18 protein-coding genes are annotated in these 17,977 nt (G+C 69.8%); 15 read left to right on the forward strand and 3 right to left on the reverse strand.

Annotation, left to right across the window (positions count from 1 at the left end):
* Positions 1–25: 25 nt before the first annotated feature.
* A complete protein-coding gene (locus OG230_RS20880; protein WP_328905249.1) occupies positions 26–718 on the forward strand; it encodes a demethylmenaquinone methyltransferase in 693 nt (230 codons plus the stop codon).
* Between the two features lie 12 nt (positions 719–730).
* On the opposite strand, the gene OG230_RS20885 is transcribed toward OG230_RS20880, so the two are convergent.
* Positions 731–1,249 carry a GNAT family N-acetyltransferase gene (locus tag OG230_RS20885; RefSeq protein ID WP_328905250.1) on the reverse strand — a complete coding sequence of 173 codons (519 nt, stop codon included), beginning with the start codon at positions 1,247–1,249 and terminating at the stop codon, positions 731–733.
* A gap of 97 nt (positions 1,250–1,346) precedes the next feature.
* Here OG230_RS20885 and OG230_RS20890 point away from each other — a divergent pair, with 97 nt between their 5' ends.
* Positions 1,347–2,630, forward strand: coding sequence for a geranylgeranyl reductase family protein (locus OG230_RS20890; protein ID WP_328905251.1), 1,284 nt, complete (start codon positions 1,347–1,349; stop codon positions 2,628–2,630).
* A gap of 16 nt (positions 2,631–2,646) precedes the next feature.
* Here the strand turns inward: OG230_RS20890 and OG230_RS20895 are convergent, their stop codons facing one another.
* Positions 2,647–3,171, reverse strand: a complete 525-nt coding sequence (locus OG230_RS20895; RefSeq protein WP_328905252.1) for a hypothetical protein — start codon at positions 3,169–3,171, stop codon at positions 2,647–2,649.
* A gap of 438 nt (positions 3,172–3,609) precedes the next feature.
* On the opposite strand from OG230_RS20895, the gene OG230_RS20900 reads away from it, so the two are divergent.
* Together OG230_RS20900 and OG230_RS20905 are read left to right on the forward strand one after the other, a co-directional pair.
* Complete coding sequence (locus tag OG230_RS20900; RefSeq protein ID WP_328905253.1) at positions 3,610–4,854, forward strand: Cmx/CmrA family chloramphenicol efflux MFS transporter; 1,245 nt, start codon at positions 3,610–3,612, stop codon at positions 4,852–4,854.
* A gap of 136 nt (positions 4,855–4,990) precedes the next feature.
* On the forward strand, positions 4,991–5,452 hold the full coding sequence (locus OG230_RS20905; RefSeq protein ID WP_328905254.1) for a peptidoglycan-binding domain-containing protein: 462 nt from the start codon (positions 4,991–4,993) through the stop codon (positions 5,450–5,452).
* An 89-nt stretch (positions 5,453–5,541) separates the two neighbouring features.
* Here OG230_RS20905 and OG230_RS20910 read toward each other — a convergent pair whose 3' ends face one another.
* Positions 5,542–6,366: a C40 family peptidase gene (locus OG230_RS20910; RefSeq protein WP_328905255.1), complete on the reverse strand. Its 825-nt coding sequence runs from the start codon at positions 6,364–6,366 to the stop codon at positions 5,542–5,544.
* 807 nt (positions 6,367–7,173) lie between these two features.
* Here OG230_RS20910 and OG230_RS20915 point away from each other — a divergent pair.
* Genes OG230_RS20915 through nuoK form a run of 11 tightly spaced genes read left to right on the forward strand, consistent with a single transcriptional unit; the run spans position 7,174 to position 17,970 of the window.
* On the forward strand, positions 7,174–7,533 hold the full coding sequence (locus tag OG230_RS20915) for an NADH-quinone oxidoreductase subunit A (RefSeq protein ID WP_003992243.1): 360 nt from the start codon (positions 7,174–7,176) through the stop codon (positions 7,531–7,533).
* A 16-nt stretch (positions 7,534–7,549) separates the two neighbouring features.
* Complete coding sequence (locus OG230_RS20920) at positions 7,550–8,104, forward strand: NuoB/complex I 20 kDa subunit family protein (RefSeq protein ID WP_328905256.1); 555 nt, start codon at positions 7,550–7,552, stop codon at positions 8,102–8,104.
* The gene (locus OG230_RS20925) at positions 8,101–8,817 is read left to right on the forward strand and encodes an NADH-quinone oxidoreductase subunit C (RefSeq protein WP_328905257.1); all 717 of its coding nucleotides are present in this window, start codon (positions 8,101–8,103) and stop codon (positions 8,815–8,817) included. The genes OG230_RS20920 and OG230_RS20925 overlap by 4 nt, the downstream gene beginning before the upstream one ends.
* Positions 8,817–10,139, forward strand: a complete 1,323-nt coding sequence (locus OG230_RS20930) for an NADH-quinone oxidoreductase subunit D (protein ID WP_328905258.1) — start codon at positions 8,817–8,819, stop codon at positions 10,137–10,139. The genes OG230_RS20925 and OG230_RS20930 overlap by 1 nt, the downstream gene beginning before the upstream one ends.
* Positions 10,140–10,168: 29 nt before the next feature.
* Positions 10,169–10,981, forward strand: a complete 813-nt coding sequence (nuoE, locus tag OG230_RS20935; protein WP_328911471.1) for an NADH-quinone oxidoreductase subunit NuoE — start codon at positions 10,169–10,171, stop codon at positions 10,979–10,981.
* Positions 10,981–12,345 (forward strand): NADH-quinone oxidoreductase subunit NuoF, encoded by a 1,365-nt coding sequence (gene nuoF / locus OG230_RS20940; protein ID WP_328905259.1) that lies wholly within the window; start codon positions 10,981–10,983, stop codon positions 12,343–12,345. The genes nuoE and nuoF overlap by 1 nt, the downstream gene beginning before the upstream one ends.
* On the forward strand, positions 12,342–14,846 hold the full coding sequence (locus OG230_RS20945; protein WP_328905260.1) for an NADH-quinone oxidoreductase subunit G: 2,505 nt from the start codon (positions 12,342–12,344) through the stop codon (positions 14,844–14,846). The genes nuoF and OG230_RS20945 overlap by 4 nt, the downstream gene beginning before the upstream one ends.
* Positions 14,843–16,246: an NADH-quinone oxidoreductase subunit NuoH gene (gene nuoH / locus OG230_RS20950; protein WP_328905261.1), complete on the forward strand. Its 1,404-nt coding sequence runs from the start codon at positions 14,843–14,845 to the stop codon at positions 16,244–16,246. The genes OG230_RS20945 and nuoH overlap by 4 nt, the downstream gene beginning before the upstream one ends.
* Entirely contained in the window at positions 16,239–16,850 is a 612-nt protein-coding gene (nuoI, locus tag OG230_RS20955; protein WP_328905262.1) for an NADH-quinone oxidoreductase subunit NuoI, read from the forward strand. The genes nuoH and nuoI overlap by 8 nt, the downstream gene beginning before the upstream one ends.
* Complete coding sequence (locus OG230_RS20960) at positions 16,847–17,674, forward strand: NADH-quinone oxidoreductase subunit J (RefSeq protein WP_328905263.1); 828 nt, start codon at positions 16,847–16,849, stop codon at positions 17,672–17,674. The genes nuoI and OG230_RS20960 overlap by 4 nt, the downstream gene beginning before the upstream one ends.
* Entirely contained in the window at positions 17,671–17,970 is a 300-nt protein-coding gene (gene nuoK, locus OG230_RS20965; protein ID WP_185299156.1) for an NADH-quinone oxidoreductase subunit NuoK, read from the forward strand. The genes OG230_RS20960 and nuoK overlap by 4 nt, the downstream gene beginning before the upstream one ends.
* The last annotated feature ends 7 nt before the right edge of the window (positions 17,971–17,977 follow it).

Raw genomic sequence — 17,977 nt, forward strand, 5'->3', positions numbered from 1 at the left:
GGGGGTGGGCTGCTTGAATGGGCGGGTGACCCGAGCATCCCTGGAAAAGCAGCCGCACGAAGTCGCCTCGATGTTCGACGACGTGGCGGCGAAGTACGACCTCACCAACGATGTGCTCTCGCTCGGCCAGGCCCGGCTGTGGCGCAAGGAGGTCGCGAAGGCCGTGCACGCGCGGCCGGCCGAGAAGATCCTCGACCTCGCCGCGGGCACGGCGACGTCCTCGCTGCCGTTCGCCGCGACCGGTGCCTACGTCGTGCCGTGCGACTTCTCGATCGGCATGCTCCGGGAGGGCAAGAAGCGCAACTCCTGGCTGCCCTTCACCGCGGGCGACGCGACGAAACTGCCCTTCCGCGACGAGACCTTCGACGCCGTGACGATCTCCTTCGGGCTGCGCAACGTCCAGGAGACCGAGCAGGCGCTGCGCGAGCTGTACCGGGTGACCAAGCCCGGCGGGCGCGTGGTGATCTGCGAGTTCTCCCAGCCGACGTGGGCGCCGTTCCGCACGGTCTACACCGAGTACCTGATGCGCGCCCTGCCGCCGGTCGCCCGCGCGGTGTCCTCCAACCCCGACGCGTACGTCTACCTCGCCGAGTCCATCCGCGCCTGGCCCGACCAGGCGGGCCTGGCCGGGCTGCTCCAGAAGGCCGGCTGGTCCGACGTCGCCTGGCGCAACCTCACCGGTGGAGTGGTGGCGCTGCACCGGGGCGTACGCCGCTGACCTCCGGTCCCCTCACAGCTCCAGCCGGAAGCAGTACGCCTGCTGCCCCGGCACCGGAGTAGTGAAGGTCTCGGCCTGCCGCATGCCGAGACGCCGGGCGACCGCGAGCGAGCGCGCGTTGCGCGCGTCCACCATCGCGACCACCTCCGTCACCCCCGCCGCACGGACCCGCTCCAGCGTGGCGCGGGCGGCGGCGGTCGCGTACCCCCGGCCCCAGGCCGCCCGCCCCAGCCGCCAGCCGATCTCGATCTCACCGACCGGGCCGTAGCCGGTGTGCGGCCACGGCTGGGCGCCGGTGAAGCCGAGCACCGTGTCCGTGTCGTCCAGGACGGTCCACAGACAGAGGCCGAGCTCCGCGTCGTGCCGGCGCTGCCGGGCGGTCAGCTCCTCGTACACCGAGAACTCCGCCGGCCTGCCGCCCAGGAACTCCATCACCTCGGGGTCGGCGAACACCCGGTGCCAGGCGAGGGCGTCCTCGTCGGTCGGTACACGCAGACGTACGGCGGGGGTCGGACCAGGCGCGATCGGCATCGGGGAGCCCTTCGGGAAGTTGACCGGCATGCCCCCATAGACTGCATGGGACCTGTGCCGAGCGGCACGCGATTTCGAGTCTTCGGGAGATCCGACCGTGACCGAGCCCCTCTCCGAACACAGCGCGGATGTGATCGTCGTCGGGGCGGGCCCAGCCGGCTCCACGACCGCGTACTACCTCGCCAAGGCCGGGCTGGACGTGCTCCTCCTGGAGAAGACCGCCTTCCCCCGCGAGAAGGTCTGCGGCGACGGCCTCACGCCCCGCGCCACCAAGCAGCTCGTCTCCATGGGCATCGACATCTCCGAAGAGGCCGGCTGGCTCCGCAACAAGGGCCTGCGCATCATCGGCGGCGGCGTCCGCCTCCAGCTGGACTGGCCGGATCTCGCCTCGTACCCGGACTACGGTCTGGTCCGCAAGCGCGACGACTTCGACGAACAACTGGCCCGGCAGGCGCAGAAGGCGGGCGCGCGGCTCTACGAGCGCTGCAACGTCGGCGCCCCGATCCTCGACGAGCGCACCGGCCGCATCACGGGCGTGAACGCGAAGCTCGGCGAGGAGAAGACCGAAGTCACCTTCCACGCCCCGCTCGTCGTCGCCGCCGACGGCAACTCCACCCGGCTCTCCCTCGCGATGGGTCTGCACCGGCGCGAGGACCGCCCGATGGGCGTCGCGGTGCGTACGTACTTCACCTCGCCCCGCCACGACGACGACTACCTGGAGTCCTGGCTGGAGCTGTGGGACCGCCGCGGCGCCGAGGACCGGCTGCTGCCGGGCTACGGCTGGATCTTCGGCATGGGCGACGGTACGTCCAACGTCGGCCTCGGCATCCTCAACTCCTCCTCCGCCTTCAAGGAGCTGGACTGGCGCGAGGTCCTCAAGGCGTGGTGCGCCTCGATGCCCGAGGACTGGGGCTACACCCCCGAGAACATGACGATGCCGATCCGCGGCGCGGCCCTCCCGATGGCCTTCAACCGCCAGCCGCACTACACCAAGGGCCTGCTCCTGGTCGGTGACGCGGGCGGCATGGTCAACCCGTTCAACGGCGAGGGCATCGCGTACGCCATGGAGTCGGGCCAGATCGCCGCGGACGTCATCGTCCAGGCCCACGCCCGCGCGACCCCCGCCCAGCGCGAACTGGCCCTGAACAACTACCCGAAGGTCCTCAAGGAGACCTACGGCGGGTACTACACGATGGGCCGCGCCTTCGTGAAGCTCATCGGCAACCCGAAGGTCATGAAGATCGCGACGCAACGCGGCCTGACCCACCCGGTCCTGATGAAGTTCACCCTGAAGATGCTCGCCAACCTGACCGACCCGACGGGCGGCGACGCGATGGACCGCATCATCAACGGACTGTCGAAGGTGTCGCCGAAGTCCTGACCGGGCGGCCCTGCCGTCACATGTCGTGCACCGCGGTCTTCGCGGTGGCGACGAAGGTCAGGACCGACTTCCAGAACGGGTCGTAGCCGGCGTCGAACTCACGGGCGGCGCCGGCATCGCCCGCGATCGACGCCTCCAGCGCCCTGAACGGCGGCTGGGTCGCGAGCCGCAGCTGCTCCGCCGCCTCGGCGACGTGGTCGGGGCCTTCGAGCGCCACCACCCAGACGAAGTGGCGCAGCTTGCTGTACTCCTCGCGCAGCCGGCTCCGGACCTCCCGCAGTTCGGGGGTGCGGGCGTCGGGGGCTGCGGACTCGTGGATGTCCGAGACCCGCCAGTACAGGTCGGCCATGCGGTGGGCCTGCTCGATGAGACTCACGTACGCGGCCCTGCGGGTCTCCCGGATGCGGACGCCGCGCTGCGTGTTCGCGGCGGCTTCGGCCTGCGTCCTGGCGGCCTGGGCCGTACCCCGGCTGGTCACCCAGCTCGCGAGGACTGCGGTGCCCGCGGTGAGCGAGGCGATCCAGAGAGCGCTGTCGGCCATGCGCTCCAGTTTGCCTGCTCATGCCAACCGGCTGCCTCCCGCTTCGCCGACAGTGGCCTGATCTCTCCGTGGCCGAAAGCGGTGGAGGCCCGGACGCCGCCCTGGTAGCGTCCGGCCCATGTCGACCCCCGAGTCGGACAGACGGTAGCCACCGGTCCGCCGGTGGCCGGGACTCTGCCGCACCGAACCGAGCGACCCCCGCGGTCGCGGACCTCGGCGACGGCGTCCCCGCCCACGGCCGGGCCCTCGCGGTGTGGGCCGTGCGTTTCCCTCTCCTCGCCACGTCGTCCGTGGCCGAGTCACGCCCGGCCGCCCTGGGGCGGCCGGGCGTTCCACCGCGTTGCCGCCGGACTCCGACCGCTGTCGGCTCCGCGGGCGCGGCCCACCCCCTCGCACACCGGTCGTTCCACCGACGGTTCCGTCCAAGGGGTCCTCTTCATGCCATTCGTCGTCTACGTGCTCGGGCTGGCGGTCTTCGCCCAGGGCACTTCGGAGTTCATGCTGTCCGGTCTGGTCTCCGGCATCGCCACCGATCTGGGGGTGTCCCTCCCCGCCGCCGGGCTGCTCACCTCGGCGTTCGCCATCGGGATGGTGATCGGAGCGCCGCTCACCGCGCTGCTCAGCCGCACCTGGCCCCGGCGCCGCGCGCTGCTGCTCTTCCTCTCCGTCTTCGTCGCCGTCCATGTGGTCGGGGCGCTCACCCCGGGGTACGGGGTGCTGCTCGCGACCCGGGTCGTCGGGGCCCTGGCGAACGCCGGGTTCTGGGCCGTCGCCCTGATGACCGCCCTGGCCGCTGTGGAGCCGCACGCCAGGGCGCGGGCCACCGCCGTCGTGGTCGGCGGGGTCACCGTCGCCTGCGTCGTCGGAGTCCCGGCCGGGGCGGCGCTCGGCGAACTCTGGGGCTGGCGGTCGGCCTTCTGGGCGGTGGCCCTCGTCTCCGTACCGGCCCTCGTCGCCCTTGCCGTGGCGGTACCGGCCGGCCGGCCCGATCTCGGGACCACCGGCGCCCGCGGTGAACTGGGGTCCCTGCGCAGCCCGCGGCTCCTGTTGACCCTGGCCGTCATGGCGCTCGTCCAGGGCGCGACGTTCTGCACCTTCTCCTACCTGGAACCGCTGGTCACCCGCGTCACCGGCGTCGGCCCGGGGTGGGTGCCCGCCGTCCTCGCGCTCTTCGGCGTGGGCTCCTTCCTCGGCGTCACCGTCGCGGGCCGGGTCGCGGACACCCGGCCGGGCGCGCTCGTCGCCGCCGGCACGATCGCGCTGGCCCTCGGCTGGGCGGCGCTCGCGCTCACGGCGGGCCATCCGGTGGCGGCCCTCGTCCTGGTGCTCCTCCAGGGCGCACTGGCCTTCGCCACGGGGACGGCGCTGATCACCCGGGCCATCCGGCTGGCCCCCGGCGCCCCGACCCTGGCCGGCTCCTTCGCCACCGCCGCCTTCAACGTCGGCGCCGCGCTGGGCCCGTGGCTCGGCGGCCTGGCCCTCGGCGCGGGCTTCGGCTTCCGCGCACCGGTCTGGGTCAGCGTGCTCCTGACGGCGGCGGCGCTCACCCTGTCGGCGCTGCTGGCCCTCGTACGGACCGGTGACGGGAAGGCGCGGGAGGGGGCGGTGGTCCGGGAGGTACGCGACCGGCCGGTCCCCGACCGTCGCCGAACCGGACGGCGCGCATCTCGTTTCCCCCGATGAGCTCGGCCTTTGCACCCAGGCGCAACAGCATGGCCCGGCCCGGCGCCGCTCGGCGATGGTGGACGCACAGCACACGGACACCCGGGCCGCAGGGCCCGAACGGCCGTTCGTGAACATCTCGTCCAGGGGGAATCACATGAAGCGCAAGCTCGCGGCGTGGGGAAGCGCCGCCGTCCTGTTCGCCGGGCTCGGAGCCGCGGCCCCGGCCGCGGTCGCGGCACCCGTCTCCGGATCGGCCACCGCGCAGGAGTCCCGGCTCGCCGCGCTGGCCTACTGCACGACGTGGGTGAAGATCACGAAGACCTCCACCACCTATATCCGGCTGCCGGGAGCCGGGTCCAGCATCTCCTGCACGATGGGCGAGGGAGCCACCGGCCTTCACGTCGCGGCGCTGCAGAACGCCCTGAAGATCTGCTACGGGCGGAGCATCACGGTGGACGGTGAGTTCGGCCCGGCCACGAAGTCGGCCCTCAAGTACGCACAGGGCCAGGCCGGCGCGGGGGTCGACGGGATCTACGGCTCGGAGAGCCGTGACAAGCTCGAGTGGCCGCGCTTCGACAACAGTGGTGTCCACACCGGCTACTGCGCCACGCGCTGACCGGACCCGTGCACGACGAAGGGCCGCCACTCCCGAGCGGGGGAGTGGCGGCCCTGAGCCGTGTTCAGGCGTGCGGGTGCGCTTGTGAATCAGAGAACGCGGACCGCACCGGTCGGCATGTCGTAGTCCAGCGAGCGCTGCACGGTGCCCGTGCTGGAGTTCTGCGCGCCGACGAACTCGCCGCCGCCGACGTAGATCGCGACGTGGTACGCGCTGCCCGCGCTGCCCCAGTACAGGATGTCGCCCGGCTGGAGGTTGCTCAGCGAGACCTGGGTACCGACGGTCGACTGGCTCTGCGAGACGCGCGGCAGGTCGATGTTGACCGACTTGAACGCGGCCTGGACGAGCCCGGAGCAGTCCCACGAGTTGGGGCCCGTGCCACCGGGCACGTACGCGTCGCCGACCTGGGCCTTGGCGAAGGCCACGACAGCGGCTGCGGAGCCCGTGGCGCTCGACGAGGAGTACGAGGGCGCGGAGGAGCCGGTGGAGGCGCTGAGCGTCGTGCGCTCGGCGGTGCGGGAGGCGCGCTCGGCGGCCTCCTCGGCGGCCTCGGCCCTGGCCTTCGCCGCGGCCTCCGCCTTCTTCTTCGCCTCAGCCTTGCGTACCGCCTCCGCCTTGGCCGTCTTGGCCTTCTTGGCGGCGGTCTCCGCTGCGGCGTCCTCGTAGGCCTGCGTCTCCAGGTCGAGGGCGACCTGCTGCGTGGCCTCTGCGGACGCCGCGACGGCGGGGGAGAGCCCGGAGGTGATGGTGGGCATCTCGATGGTCTGGGTCACCGGCTCGGCCTGGGCCGGGCCGGCGGCACCGGCGACCGCGATGGTGCTGAGGACGCCACCGGCAACTCCGGCTCGCAGTGCCGTCTTCGAGGCACTCTGACGGGGCTTCCGGTGGCTGGGTATGTGAGCGGTATGGGACATGAGGACTAGCGCTATCAGGGCATCCGGGGTCCCTTCAAGAAACGTGTGTTGCGACACAGTTACGTCCGGAACCTGTGAATCCGCTTTCTGATGGCCCTTATTGACGCCGTAACGGGCAAATCGGGCATGCGCGATCACCGCTGTGATCACCAGCTTTCAGTAATACGTCCGAATTGCCCGGCGCTTACCATCCGTTCACACCGATGGCCAAGCCCGCTTTAGTTGAAGCGCGTGTGGTGTGACGCAGGTCACGGCATGACTCGGCCATGGCGGGCAACCGGCCGGGCCGACGGTGGATGCGCCGAGTGGGGTCCTCGTGAGTCGACTGACGGGCCGTCAGGGCGGGGTGGGCCGACCGCGTGGGCGTCGCTCGTACGTCCGGAAGTTCGTGAATGGATGCACATGTCCACATCGCACCCCGCGAACCCCTCTTCCGGGTGAGCGCGGGATGCCGCGGGGCCCTTTACCACCCCGCGTCGTCCATCTCCAATTTGCCTGAGCGCCCGCTCGGTTGATATCGCGGCAGGGCTTTGACCAGCGGTAACCGCATCAGATGTCACGTCTCGTGATCACTCGGCCGCTTCGCGTACGAAGATCACCCCTCATCCGGCTTCATGATCCTTCGTCAGGTGGTGGAGATCACAAAGACGTTGTCGTACCCCGTGTCGCAGATCACAGGACGGCAGGCATAGGATGCGGGGCAGTCGGGCTTGTGAACTGCCTCACATGTGCACGATCTTGGTGAGGTGGCGAGCCGGTCGCCCGATGCGGTCCAACGGTCAAGGACGACTGGAAGGAGCGAGGAGCGTGAATGCCTACGCGCCCATCCTCGTGCTCGGCGCCCTCGGGGCAGGGTTTGCGATCTTCTCCGTGGTCATGGCCACGCTTATCGGCCCAAAGCGGTACAACCGAGCAAAGCTCGAAGCGTACGAGTGCGGTATCGAACCCACCCCCACTCCAGCCGGAGGCGGCCGTTTCCCGATCAAGTACTACCTGACGGCGATGCTTTTCATCGTCTTCGACATCGAGATCGTCTTCCTCTATCCCTGGGCGGTCACCTTCGACGCCCTGGGGATCTTCGGGCTCGTCGAGATGCTGCTCTTCGTGCTCACCGTCTTCGTCGCCTACGCGTATGTATGGCGCCGCGGCGGCCTGGAATGGGACTGAGGGGCTGAGGGGCACCATGGGACTCGAAGAGAAACTGCCAAGCGGCTTTGTGCTGACCACGGTGGAAGAGGCCGCCGGCTGGGTGCGGAAGTCCTCCGTCTTCCCCGCCACCTTCGGCCTCGCCTGCTGCGCCATCGAGATGATGACGACCGGGGCCGGGCGCTACGACCTGGCCCGTTTCGGTATGGAGGTCTTCCGCGGCTCGCCGCGGCAGGCCGATCTGATGATCGTCGCCGGACGGGTCAGCCAGAAGATGGCGCCCGTCCTGCGGCAGGTCTACGACCAGATGCCGAACCCCAAGTGGGTCATCTCCATGGGGGTTTGCGCATCATCGGGCGGAATGTTCAACAACTACGCCATTGTGCAGGGTGTTGATCATATTGTGCCGGTTGATATCTATTTGCCGGGATGCCCGCCGCGTCCCGAGATGCTGATCGACGCCATCCTCAAACTCCACCAGAAGATCCAGGGCTCCAAGCTCGGGGTCAACGCGGAGGAAGCCGCCCGCGAGGCGGAGGAGGCGGCCCTCAAGGCACTCCCCCTCATCGAGATGAAGGGGCTGCTGCGATGAGCGACGAGCAGAACACCGACAACGGTCAGGTGCCCGCCCCGCGCGAGGACACCGGCGACGTCATCGGCGTACGCAAGGGGATGTTCGGCGCCGCCAACGGCGGCGACACCTCCGGCTACGGCGGTCTCGTCCGCACCGTGACCCTCCCGGGGGCCACGGCCCGCCCGTACGGCGGCTGGTTCGACGAAGTGGCGGACGAGCTCGAGGGGGCCCTGGAGGAACAGGACCTGCTTCCCGCCAACGCCATCGAGAAGACCGTCGTCGACCGGGACGAACTCACCTTCCACATCGCCCGGGAACATCTCGTCCAGGTCGCCAGGACCCTGCGCGACGACCCGGCCCTGCGCTTCGAGCTCTGTACGGGCGTCAGCGGCGTCCACTTCCTCGGGGACAAGGGCCGCGAGCTGCACGCCGTCTACCACCTGCGCTCGCTCACCCACGGCCGGCTGATCCGCCTGGAGGTGTCGGCCCCGGACAGCGATCCGCACATCCCGTCCCTCGTCGCGGTCTACCCGACCAACGACTGGCACGAGCGCGAGACGTACGACTTCTTCGGGCTCGTCTTCGACGGGCATCCGGCCCTGACCCGGATCATGATGCCGGACGACTGGCAGGGCTTCCCGCAGCGCAAGGACTATCCGCTCGGCGGCATCCCCGTCGAGTACAAGGGCGCCCAGATCCCGGCTCCGGACCAGCGGAGGTCGTACTCCTGATGACCACTCCCCACGCAACTCCCCGCGCCACGACGGAGGGGACTGTATATACAGTCACCGGCGGCGACTGGGACGAGGTCGTCGAGTCGGCGGTCAAGGCCGACGACGAGCGCATCATCGTCAACATGGGCCCCCAGCACCCGTCCACGCACGGCGTGCTCAGGCTCATCCTGGAGATCGACGGCGAGACCGTCACCGAAGCCCGCTGCGGCATCGGCTACCTCCACACCGGCATCGAGAAGAACCTCGAATTCCGGAACTGGACGCAGGGCACCACCTTCGTCACGCGCATGGACTACCTGACGCCGTTCTTCAACGAGGCGGCGTACTGCCTCGGCGTCGAGAAGCTGCTCGGCATCGAGGACCAGATCCCCGACCGGGCCACCGTCCTGCGCGTCCTGCTGATGGAGCTCAACCGGATCTCCTCCCACCTGGTGTGCATCGCCACCGGCGGCATGGAGCTCGGCGCCACCACGATCATGATCTACGGCTTCCGCGATCGTGAACTCGTTCTCGATCTCTTCGAGCTGATCACCGGCCTCCGGATGAACCACGCGTTCATCCGGCCCGGCGGACTCGCCCAGGACCTGCCCCCGGGCGCGGTCGACCAGCTGCGCGAGTTCGTGAAGACCATGAAGAAGAACCTGCCGGAGTACGACAAGCTCGCCACCGGCAACCCCATCTTCAAGGCCCGCATGCAGGACGTCGGCTATCTCGACCTGACCGGCTGCATGGCGCTCGGTGCCACCGGACCCGTCCTGCGCTCCGCCGGACTCCCGCACGACCTGCGCAAGAGCGACCCGTACTGCGGCTACGAGAACTACGAGTTCGACGTTCCCACCGCGGACACCTGCGACGCCTACGGCCGCTTCCTCATCCGCCTGGAAGAGATGCGCCAGTCGCTGCGGATCGTCGAGCAGTGCCTGGACCGGCTCGCGCCGGGCCCGGTCATGGTCGCCGACAAGAAGATCGCCTGGCCCGCGCAGCTCGCGCTCGGCCCGGACGGACTCGGCAACTCGCTCGACCACATCAAGAAGATCATGGGCACCTCCATGGAGGCCCTGATCCACCACTTCAAGCTGGTGACCGAGGGCTTCCGGGTCCCGGCCGGACAGACGTACACCGCCATCGAGTCGCCCAAGGGCGAGCTCGGCGTGCACGTCGTGTCGGACGGCGGAACCCGCCCCTACCGGGTCCACTTCCGTGACCCGTCCTTCACCAACCTTCAGGCCATGGCAGCGATGTGCGAGGGCGGCCAGGTCGCCGACGTCATCGTCGCCGTCGCGTCCATCGACCCCGTGATGGGAGGCGTCGACCGGTGACCGGTACCAATCAAGAGGTCAGTCTGGGGATGCCGCAGCTCCCCGCCCCCGGCTATCCGGCCGAGGTGCGCGCCCGGCTCGAAGCGGACGCGAAGGAGGTGATCGCCCGCTACCCCGGCAGCCGCTCCGCGCTGCTGCCGCTGCTCCACCTCGTGCAGTCCGAGGAGGGGTACGTCTCCCGTACGGGCATGGCCTTCTGCGCCGAACTCCTCGACCTCACCACCGCCGAGGTGAACGCGGTCGCGACGTTCTACACGATGTACCGGCGCAGGCCGAGCGGCGACTACCAGGTCGGTGTCTGCACCAACACCCTGTGCGCGGTCATGGGCGGCGACGCCATCTTCGACCGGCTCAAGGAGCACCTGGGCGTCGGCAACGACGAGACGACCGAGGACGGCAAGGTCACCCTCGAGCACATCGAGTGCAACGCGGCCTGCGACTTCGCCCCCGTCGTGATGGTGAACTGGGAGTTCTTCGACAACCAGACGCCCGAGAGCGCGACGCGGCTCGTCGACGACCTCATCGCCGGCCGGACCGTCGAGCCCACCCGCGGCGCTCCGCTGTGCACCTACAAGGACACGGCCCGCATCCTCGCCGGATTCCCCGACGAGCGCCCCGGCGCGGTCGAGGCCACCGGCGGGGCGGGCCCCGCCTCGCTCATCGGGCTGAAGCTCGCCAGGGGCGAGGCCCCGCACGCGCGCGTGGTCGGCCCCCGTGGCGAGGTCCCGCGCGACGAACCGCACAAGGGTGCCGAGCACCTCAGCTCCCACGACGCACCGCAGCAGACTTCGGCTTCCGACCCGGACCACCCGGCCGGTCCCGCCGCCGAGGAGGGGGAGTGATGACGTTGGCCGCCGAGATCGACAAGAACGGGACCAGTCCCGAGAAGCTTCTGGCTCCGGTCCTGTCCGCCTTCTGGGACCAGCCGGATTCCTGGACCCTGGAGACCTACCGGCGTCACGACGGGTACGAGGGTCTGCGCAAGGCCCTCGCCATGTCGCCGGACGACCTCATCGCGTACGTCAAGGACTCCGGTCTGCGCGGACGCGGCGGCGCCGGCTTCCCCACCGGGATGAAGTGGCAGTTCATCCCGCAGGGCGACGGCAAGCCGCACTACCTGGTCGTCAACGCCGACGAGTCGGAGCCCGGGACCTGCAAGGACATCCCGCTCCTCTTCGCCAACCCGCACAGCCTCATCGAGGGCATGGTGATCGCCTGCTACGCGATCCGCTCCTCCCACGCCTTCATCTACCTGCGCGGTGAAGTCGTCCCCGTCCTGCGACGTCTTCACGAGGCCGTCCGCGAGGCGTACGCCGCCGGATACCTCGGGAAGAACATCCTGGGCTCCGGGCTCGACCTGGAGCTCACCGTGCACGCGGGCGCCGGCGCGTACATCTGCGGTGAGGAAACCGCACTGCTCGACTCGCTCGAAGGACGGCGCGGCCAGCCTCGGCTGCGACCGCCCTTCCCCGCGGTCGCCGGTCTGTACGCCTGCCCCACTGTGGTGAACAACGTCGAGTCCATCGCCTCGGTTCCCGCGATCCTGAACCGCGGCAAGGACTGGTTCAAGTCGATGGGCAGCGAGAAGTCCCCGGGCTTCACGCTGTACTCGCTGAGCGGGCACGTCACCAGCCCCGGCCAGTACGAGGCCCCGCTGGGCATCACCCTCCGGCAGCTGCTCGACATGAGCGGCGGCATCCGGGCCGGTCACCGCCTGAAGTTCTGGACCCCCGGCGGATCGTCCACCCCGATGTTCACCGAGGAGCACCTCGACGTCCCCCTCGACTACGAGGGCGTCGGCGCCGCCGGTTCCATGCTGGGGACCAAGGCGCTCCAGTGCTTCGACGAGACCACCTGTGTGGTCAGGGCCGTCACCCGCTGGACCGAGTTCTACGCCCACGAGTCCTGCGGCAAGTGCACGCCCTGCCGCGAAGGCACCTACTGGCTGGTCCAGTTGCTCCGCGACATCGAGGCGGGCAAGGGCCGGATGTCGGACCTGGACAAGCTCAACGACATCGCCGACAACATCAACGGCAAGTCCTTCTGTGCCCTCGGCGACGGCGCCGCCTCGCCGATCTTCTCCTCGCTGAAGTACTTCCGCGAGGAGTACGAGCAGCACATCACGGGCAAGGGCTGCCCCTTCGATCCCGCCAAGTCGACCGTCTGGGCCGACGACAAGAACGCTCACCGGGGGGTGAACGCATGACAGTCACCACGAGTGCGCCCTCCGGGGGCGGCGAGGCGGCGGTTCCGCCCGAGGACCTTGTCACGCTGACCATCGACGGCATCGAGATCAGTGTGCCCAAGGGCACCCTCGTCATCCGGGCCGCCGAGCTCCTCGGCATCGAGATCCCGCGCTTCTGCGACCACCCGCTCCTCGACCCCGCCGGTGCCTGCCGTCAGTGCATCGTCGAGGTCGAGGGACAGCGCAAGCCGATGGCGTCCTGCACCATCACGTGCACCGACGGCATGGTCGTGCGGTCGCAGCTCACCTCGCCCGTCGCGGAGAAGGCCCAGAAGGGTGTGATGGAGCTGCTGCTCATCAACCACCCGCTGGACTGCCCCGTCTGCGACAAGGGCGGCGAGTGCCCGCTGCAGAACCAGGCGATGTCGCACGGCGGCAGCGACTCCCGGTTCGACGGGAAGAAGCGCACGTTCGAGAAGCCCGTTCCGATCTCCACCCAGGTGCTGCTGGACCGCGAGCGGTGCGTGCTCTGCGCGCGCTGCACCCGGTTCTCCAACCAGGTGGCGGGCGACCCGATGATCGAGCTGATCGAGCGCGGCGCGCTCCAGCAGGTCGGTACGGGACAGGGCGACCCCTTCGAGTCGTACTTCTCCGGCAACACCATCCAGATCTGCCCGGTCGGGGCGCTGACCTCGGCGGCGTACCGATTCCGCTCCCGGCCCTTCGACCTCGTGTCGACGCCCTCGGTGTGCGAGCACTGCGCGGGCGGCTGCGCCACCCGCACCGATCACCGGCGTGGCAAGGTCATGCGGCGCCTCGCCTCCAACGATCCCGAGGTCAACGAGGAGTGGCTCTGCGACAAGGGCCGCTTCGGCTTCCGGTACGCCCAGCAGCGCGACCGGCTCACCACGCCGCTCGTACGCACCGCGGACGGTGTGCTGGAACCGGCGAGCTGGCCCGAGGCACTGGAGGCCGCGGCCCGTGGGCTCGGCGCCGCCCGGGGCCGTACCGGCGTCCTCACCGGCGGCCGGCTGACCATCGAGGACGTGTACGCGTACAGCAAGTTCGCGCGGATCGCCCTCGACACGAACGACATCGACTTCCGGGCCCGTGTCCACAGCAGCGAGGAGGCCGACTTCCTGGCCGCTCGCGTGGCCGGGCGCGGCCGTGACCTGGACGGCAGCGGTGTCACGTACACCTCGCTGGAGAAGGCCCCGGCCGTCCTGCTCGTCGGATTCGAGTCCGAGGAGGAGGCCCCGGGCGTCTTCCTGCGGCTGCGCAAGGCCAACCGGAAGCACGGCCAGCGGACCTTCGCCCTCGCCACGCACGCCACACGCGGTCTCACGAAGGCGGGCGGCACGCTCCTTCCCGCCGCCCCCGGCACCGAGACCGAGTGGCTCGACGCGCTCGCGGGCGGCGTCGGACTGGACGGCGACGGAGCCGTCGCGGCCGAGGCGCTGCGCGGCTCCGGCTCGGTGATCGTCGTCGGCGAGCGGCTGGCCGCAGTGCCGGGCGCGCTGAGCGCCGTCGTACGTACCGCCGCCGCCACCGGCGCCACGCTCGTCTGGATTCCGAGGCGGGCCGGCGAACGGGGCGCGGTGGAGGCGGGCGCACTGCCCTCGCTGCTGCCCGGTGGCCGTCCGGCGACGGACCCGCGGGCCAGGGACGAGGTCGCCTCCGTCTGGGGCGTCGCCGAACTCCCCACCCGCTACGGCCGCGACACCGGCCAGATCGTCGAGGCCGCGGCCACCGGTGAACTGGGCGCCCTGCTCGTCGCCGGCGTCGGGACCGAGGACCTGCCCGACCCGGCCCGCGCCCTGGAGGCGCTGGACCAGGTCGGTTTCCTGGTCTCGCTGGAGCTGCGGCCCAGCGCGGTCACGGACCGGGCCGACGTGGTCTTCCCGGTCGCTGCGGTCGCCGAGAAGCCCGGCACCTTCCTCAACTGGGAGGGCAGGGCCCGGATGTTCGAAGCGGCGCTGAAGCCCGACCAGATGACGCGGACGCTCGCCCCGAGCGACGCGCGCGTGCTGCACATGCTGGCCGACGCCATGGACGTGCACCTGGCACTGCCCGATCCGAGGGCGGCCCGGCGCGAGCTGGACCGGCTCGGGGGCCGGCAGGGCGACCACGCGGCCGACCCGCACGAATCGGGCCGTCCGCTGCCGAGGCCCGGCGACGGCGAGGCGATCCTCGCGGGTCACCGGATGCTGCTCGACCTGGGCCGGCTCCAGGAGGGCGACGAGGCGCTGGCCGGGACCCGGCACGCGGCCGTCGCCCGGCTGTCGGCGGCCACCGCGGCGGAGACCGGGGTGAAGGACGGCGACCTGCTGGCCGTCACCGGTCCGGTCGGCACCGTGGAACTCCCGCTGGCCGTCACGGTCATGCCGGACCGGGTGGTCTGGGTGCCGCTGAACTCCGTCGGGCGCGGCGTCCCCGCCGACACGGGTGCGCAGCCCGGCGGTCCGGTCCGGATCGGCCCCGCCGCCGGAACCCCCGCAGACTCACCGGAGGTGCGAGCGTGACTGGCCTCGATCGACTCGCCGCGGCACCGCACGGTGCGGTGCTCGCCGCCGAGGATCTCTCGATGTTCGGCACCGACCCGTGGTGGCTGGTCGCCATCAAGGCGGTCTTCTGCTTCGCGTTCCTGATGGTGACCGTGCTCTTCTCCATCGTGTGGGAGCGCAAGGTCGTCGCCTGGATGCAGCTGCGCATCGGGCCGAACCGGCACGGCCCGTGGGGCATGCTCCAGTCCCTCGCCGACGGCATCAAGCTGATGCTGAAGGAAGACGTCATCGTCAAGCGGGCGGACAAGGTCGTCTACGTCCTGGCGCCGATCATCGCCGCCATCCCCGCGTTCATGGCGATCGCGGTGATCCCGTTCGGCCCGGCGGACAACGAGGTCTCGATCTTCGGGCACCGTACGGCGATGCAGCTCACCGACCTGCCGATCGCGATGCTGTACATCCTCGCGGTCGCCTCGGTCGGTATCTACGGCATCGTGCTGGCGGGCTGGTCCTCCGGATCGACGTACCCGCTGCTGGGCGGGCTGCGTTCCTGCGCCCAGATGATCAGCTACGAGATCGCGATGGGCGCCGCGTTCGCCTCGGTCTTCCTCTACTCCGGGTCGATGTCGACCTCGAAGATCGTGGAGGCGCAGGAGGACCGCTGGTTCGTCATCCTGCTGCCGGTCTCCTTCATCATCTACATCGTCACGATGGTCGGTGAGACCAACCGGGCGCCGTTCGACATGCCGGAGTCCGAGGGCGACCTCGTCGGTGGCTTCAACACCGAGTACTCGTCGATCAAGTTCGCGATGTTCATGCTCGCCGAGTACGTCAACATGGTGACCGTCTCCGCGGTCTCCGTGACCCTGTTCCTGGGCGGCTGGCGGGCTCCGTACCCGGTCAGCACCTTCTGGGAGGGCGCGAACCACGGCTGGTGGCCGATGCTCTGGTTCGTCATCAAGGTGCAGCTGCTGCTGTTCTTCTTCATCTGGCTGCGCGGCACGCTGCCCCGTGTGCGCTACGACCAGCTGATGAAGCTCGGCTGGAAGGTCCTGATCCCGGTCTCGGTGGTCTGGCTGATGCTCGTCGCCACCGTCCGGGCGCTGCGCAACGAGGGCTACGACTTCTCGAAGATCGTGCTGTACGTCGCCGGAGCCGTGATCGCGATCCTGCTGATCTCCTTCGTCGTCGACATCTTCCGCGACCGCAAGGCCAAGGAGGCGGACGCGGCGGCGGAACCGGAGCCGGCGTTCGACCCGATGGCGGGTGGATTCCCGGTGCCGCCACTGCCCGGACAGGCCCTGCCGCCCGTGCCGAGGCGCAGATCGCGCCGTGAGCGCGAGCTCGTTGTCAGTGGCGGGTCGGATACTCACAGTGACGAGAAGTCGAGTGACGGAAAGGAGGCTGACGGTGTCTGAGTCATCAGAGCCCTCAGGGGAGAAGTTCCAGAATCCTGTGGCCGGCTTCGGCGTGACCTTCAAGGCCATGTTCAAGAAGCGGCTGACGGAGCAGTATCCGGAGACGCCGAAGGTGACGGCGCCGCGCTTCCACGGCCGGCATCAGCTCAACCGTCATCCGGACGGCCTGGAGAAGTGCATCGGCTGTGAGCTGTGCGCCTGGGCGTGTCCGGCCGACGCGATCTACGTGGAGGGCGCGGACAACACCGAGGAGGAGCGCTACTCCCCGGGTGAGCGCTACGGCCGCGTCTACCAGATCAACTACGCCCGCTGCATTCTCTGCGGACTGTGCATCGAAGCGTGCCCCACGCGGGCGCTGACGATGACGAACGACTTCGAGCTCGCCAACACCACCCGCGAGAGCCTCATCTACACCAAGGACGAGCTGCTCGCCGGGCTGGAGGAAGGCATGGTCGACAGTCCGCACGCGATCTTCCCCGGTATGGACGAACAGGACTACTACCGGGGCCTGGTGACCGAGGCGGCGCCCGGCACGGAGCGCCAGACGGCGGTCTCCAAGGGCGAGAACGAGAAGGCCGCGGCGGACGAGGAGGTGGACGCATGACCGGCCTGGCCGCTGCGGCCTCCACCACCTCGACCGGCGAGGCCGTCCAGTTCTGGATTCTCGCCACGGTCGCCGTGATCGGCGCGCTCTCCACCGTCCTGATGAAGAAGGCCGTGCACAGCGCGCTGTCGCTCGCCGCGACCATGATCATCCTCGCGGTGTTCTACCTCGCCAACGGGGCGTACTTCCTCGGTGTCGTCCAGATCGTCGTCTACACCGGCGCGATCATGATGCTGTTCCTCTTCGTGGTCATGCTCGTCGGTGTCACGGCGGCGGACTCGCTGAAGGAGACGCTCAAGGGCCAGCGCTGGCTGGCCGCCGGATGCGGGCTCGGCTTCGGCATCCTGCTCTGCGCGGGTATCGGCAACGCCTCCCTGAGCAACTTCAACGGGCTCGGCACCGCCAACGCCGCGCACGGGGGGAACGTCGAGGGGCTCGCCAACCTCATCTTCACCAAGTACGTCTTCGCCTTCGAGATCACCGGCGCCCTGCTGATCACGGCGACCGTCGGCGCGATGGTGCTCACGCACCGCGAGCGCACCGAACGGGCCAAGACCCAGCGGGAGATGTCCGAGGACCGGGTGCGCAGCAACCACCTCCCGCCGCTCCCCGCACCGGGTGTCTACGCCCGGCACAACGCGGTGGACATCGCGGGACTGCTCCCGGACGGCACCCCGTCCGAACTCACCGTCATGCAGACGCTGCGCCGGCGCGGCCAGATGCGCGACGTGTCGAACGAGGCAATGGCCGACCTCAAGGCGCTGGAACAGCGCTCGGGGGCGCGGCTGGGCCGTGACAACGACGAAGAGGAGGTCGCCAAGTGAATCCGGTCAACTACCTCTACCTCGCGGCCCTTTTGTTCACCATCGGCGCCTCCGGGGTGCTGATCAGGCGGAACGCGATCGTGGTGTTCATGTGCGTGGAGCTGATGCTCAACGCCTGCAACCTCGCGCTCGTCACGTTCTCCCGGATGCACGGCAACCTCGACGGCCAGATCATCGCCTTCTTCACGATGGTCGTCGCCGCCGCGGAAGTCGTGGTCGGGCTCGCGATCATCGTGTCGCTGTTCCGCTCCCGCCACTCGGCCTCGGTCGACGACGCCAGCCTGATGAAGCTGTAAGGGGTCG

This window comes from Streptomyces sp. NBC_00234 (assembly GCF_036195325.1).
Taxonomy (GTDB): Bacteria; Actinomycetota; Actinomycetes; order Streptomycetales; family Streptomycetaceae; genus Streptomyces.

What these genes read in the sequence shown, in the direction of transcription:
- OG230_RS20885 (WP_328905250.1), bottom strand. Translation starts at nt 1,249, where the DNA reads ATGCCGATCGCGCCTGGTCCGACCCCCGCCGTACGTCTGCGTGTACCG.
- OG230_RS20895 (WP_328905252.1), bottom strand. Translation starts at nt 3,171, where the DNA reads ATGGCCGACAGCGCTCTCTGGATCGCCTCGCTCACCGCGGGCACCGCA.
- OG230_RS20900 (WP_328905253.1), top strand. Translation starts at nt 3,610, where the DNA reads ATGCCATTCGTCGTCTACGTGCTCGGGCTGGCGGTCTTCGCCCAGGGC.
- OG230_RS20905 (WP_328905254.1), top strand. Translation starts at nt 4,991, where the DNA reads ATGAAGCGCAAGCTCGCGGCGTGGGGAAGCGCCGCCGTCCTGTTCGCC.
- OG230_RS20910 (WP_328905255.1), bottom strand. Translation starts at nt 6,366, where the DNA reads ATGTCCCATACCGCTCACATACCCAGCCACCGGAAGCCCCGTCAGAGT.
- OG230_RS20920 (WP_328905256.1), top strand. Translation starts at nt 7,550, where the DNA reads ATGGGACTCGAAGAGAAACTGCCAAGCGGCTTTGTGCTGACCACGGTG.
- OG230_RS20925 (WP_328905257.1), top strand. Translation starts at nt 8,101, where the DNA reads ATGAGCGACGAGCAGAACACCGACAACGGTCAGGTGCCCGCCCCGCGC.
- OG230_RS20930 (WP_328905258.1), top strand. Translation starts at nt 8,817, where the DNA reads ATGACCACTCCCCACGCAACTCCCCGCGCCACGACGGAGGGGACTGTA.
- nuoE (WP_328911471.1), top strand. Translation starts at nt 10,169, where the DNA reads ATGCCGCAGCTCCCCGCCCCCGGCTATCCGGCCGAGGTGCGCGCCCGG.
- nuoF (WP_328905259.1), top strand. Translation starts at nt 10,981, where the DNA reads ATGACGTTGGCCGCCGAGATCGACAAGAACGGGACCAGTCCCGAGAAG.
- OG230_RS20945 (WP_328905260.1), top strand. Translation starts at nt 12,342, where the DNA reads ATGACAGTCACCACGAGTGCGCCCTCCGGGGGCGGCGAGGCGGCGGTT.
- OG230_RS20960 (WP_328905263.1), top strand. Translation starts at nt 16,847, where the DNA reads ATGACCGGCCTGGCCGCTGCGGCCTCCACCACCTCGACCGGCGAGGCC.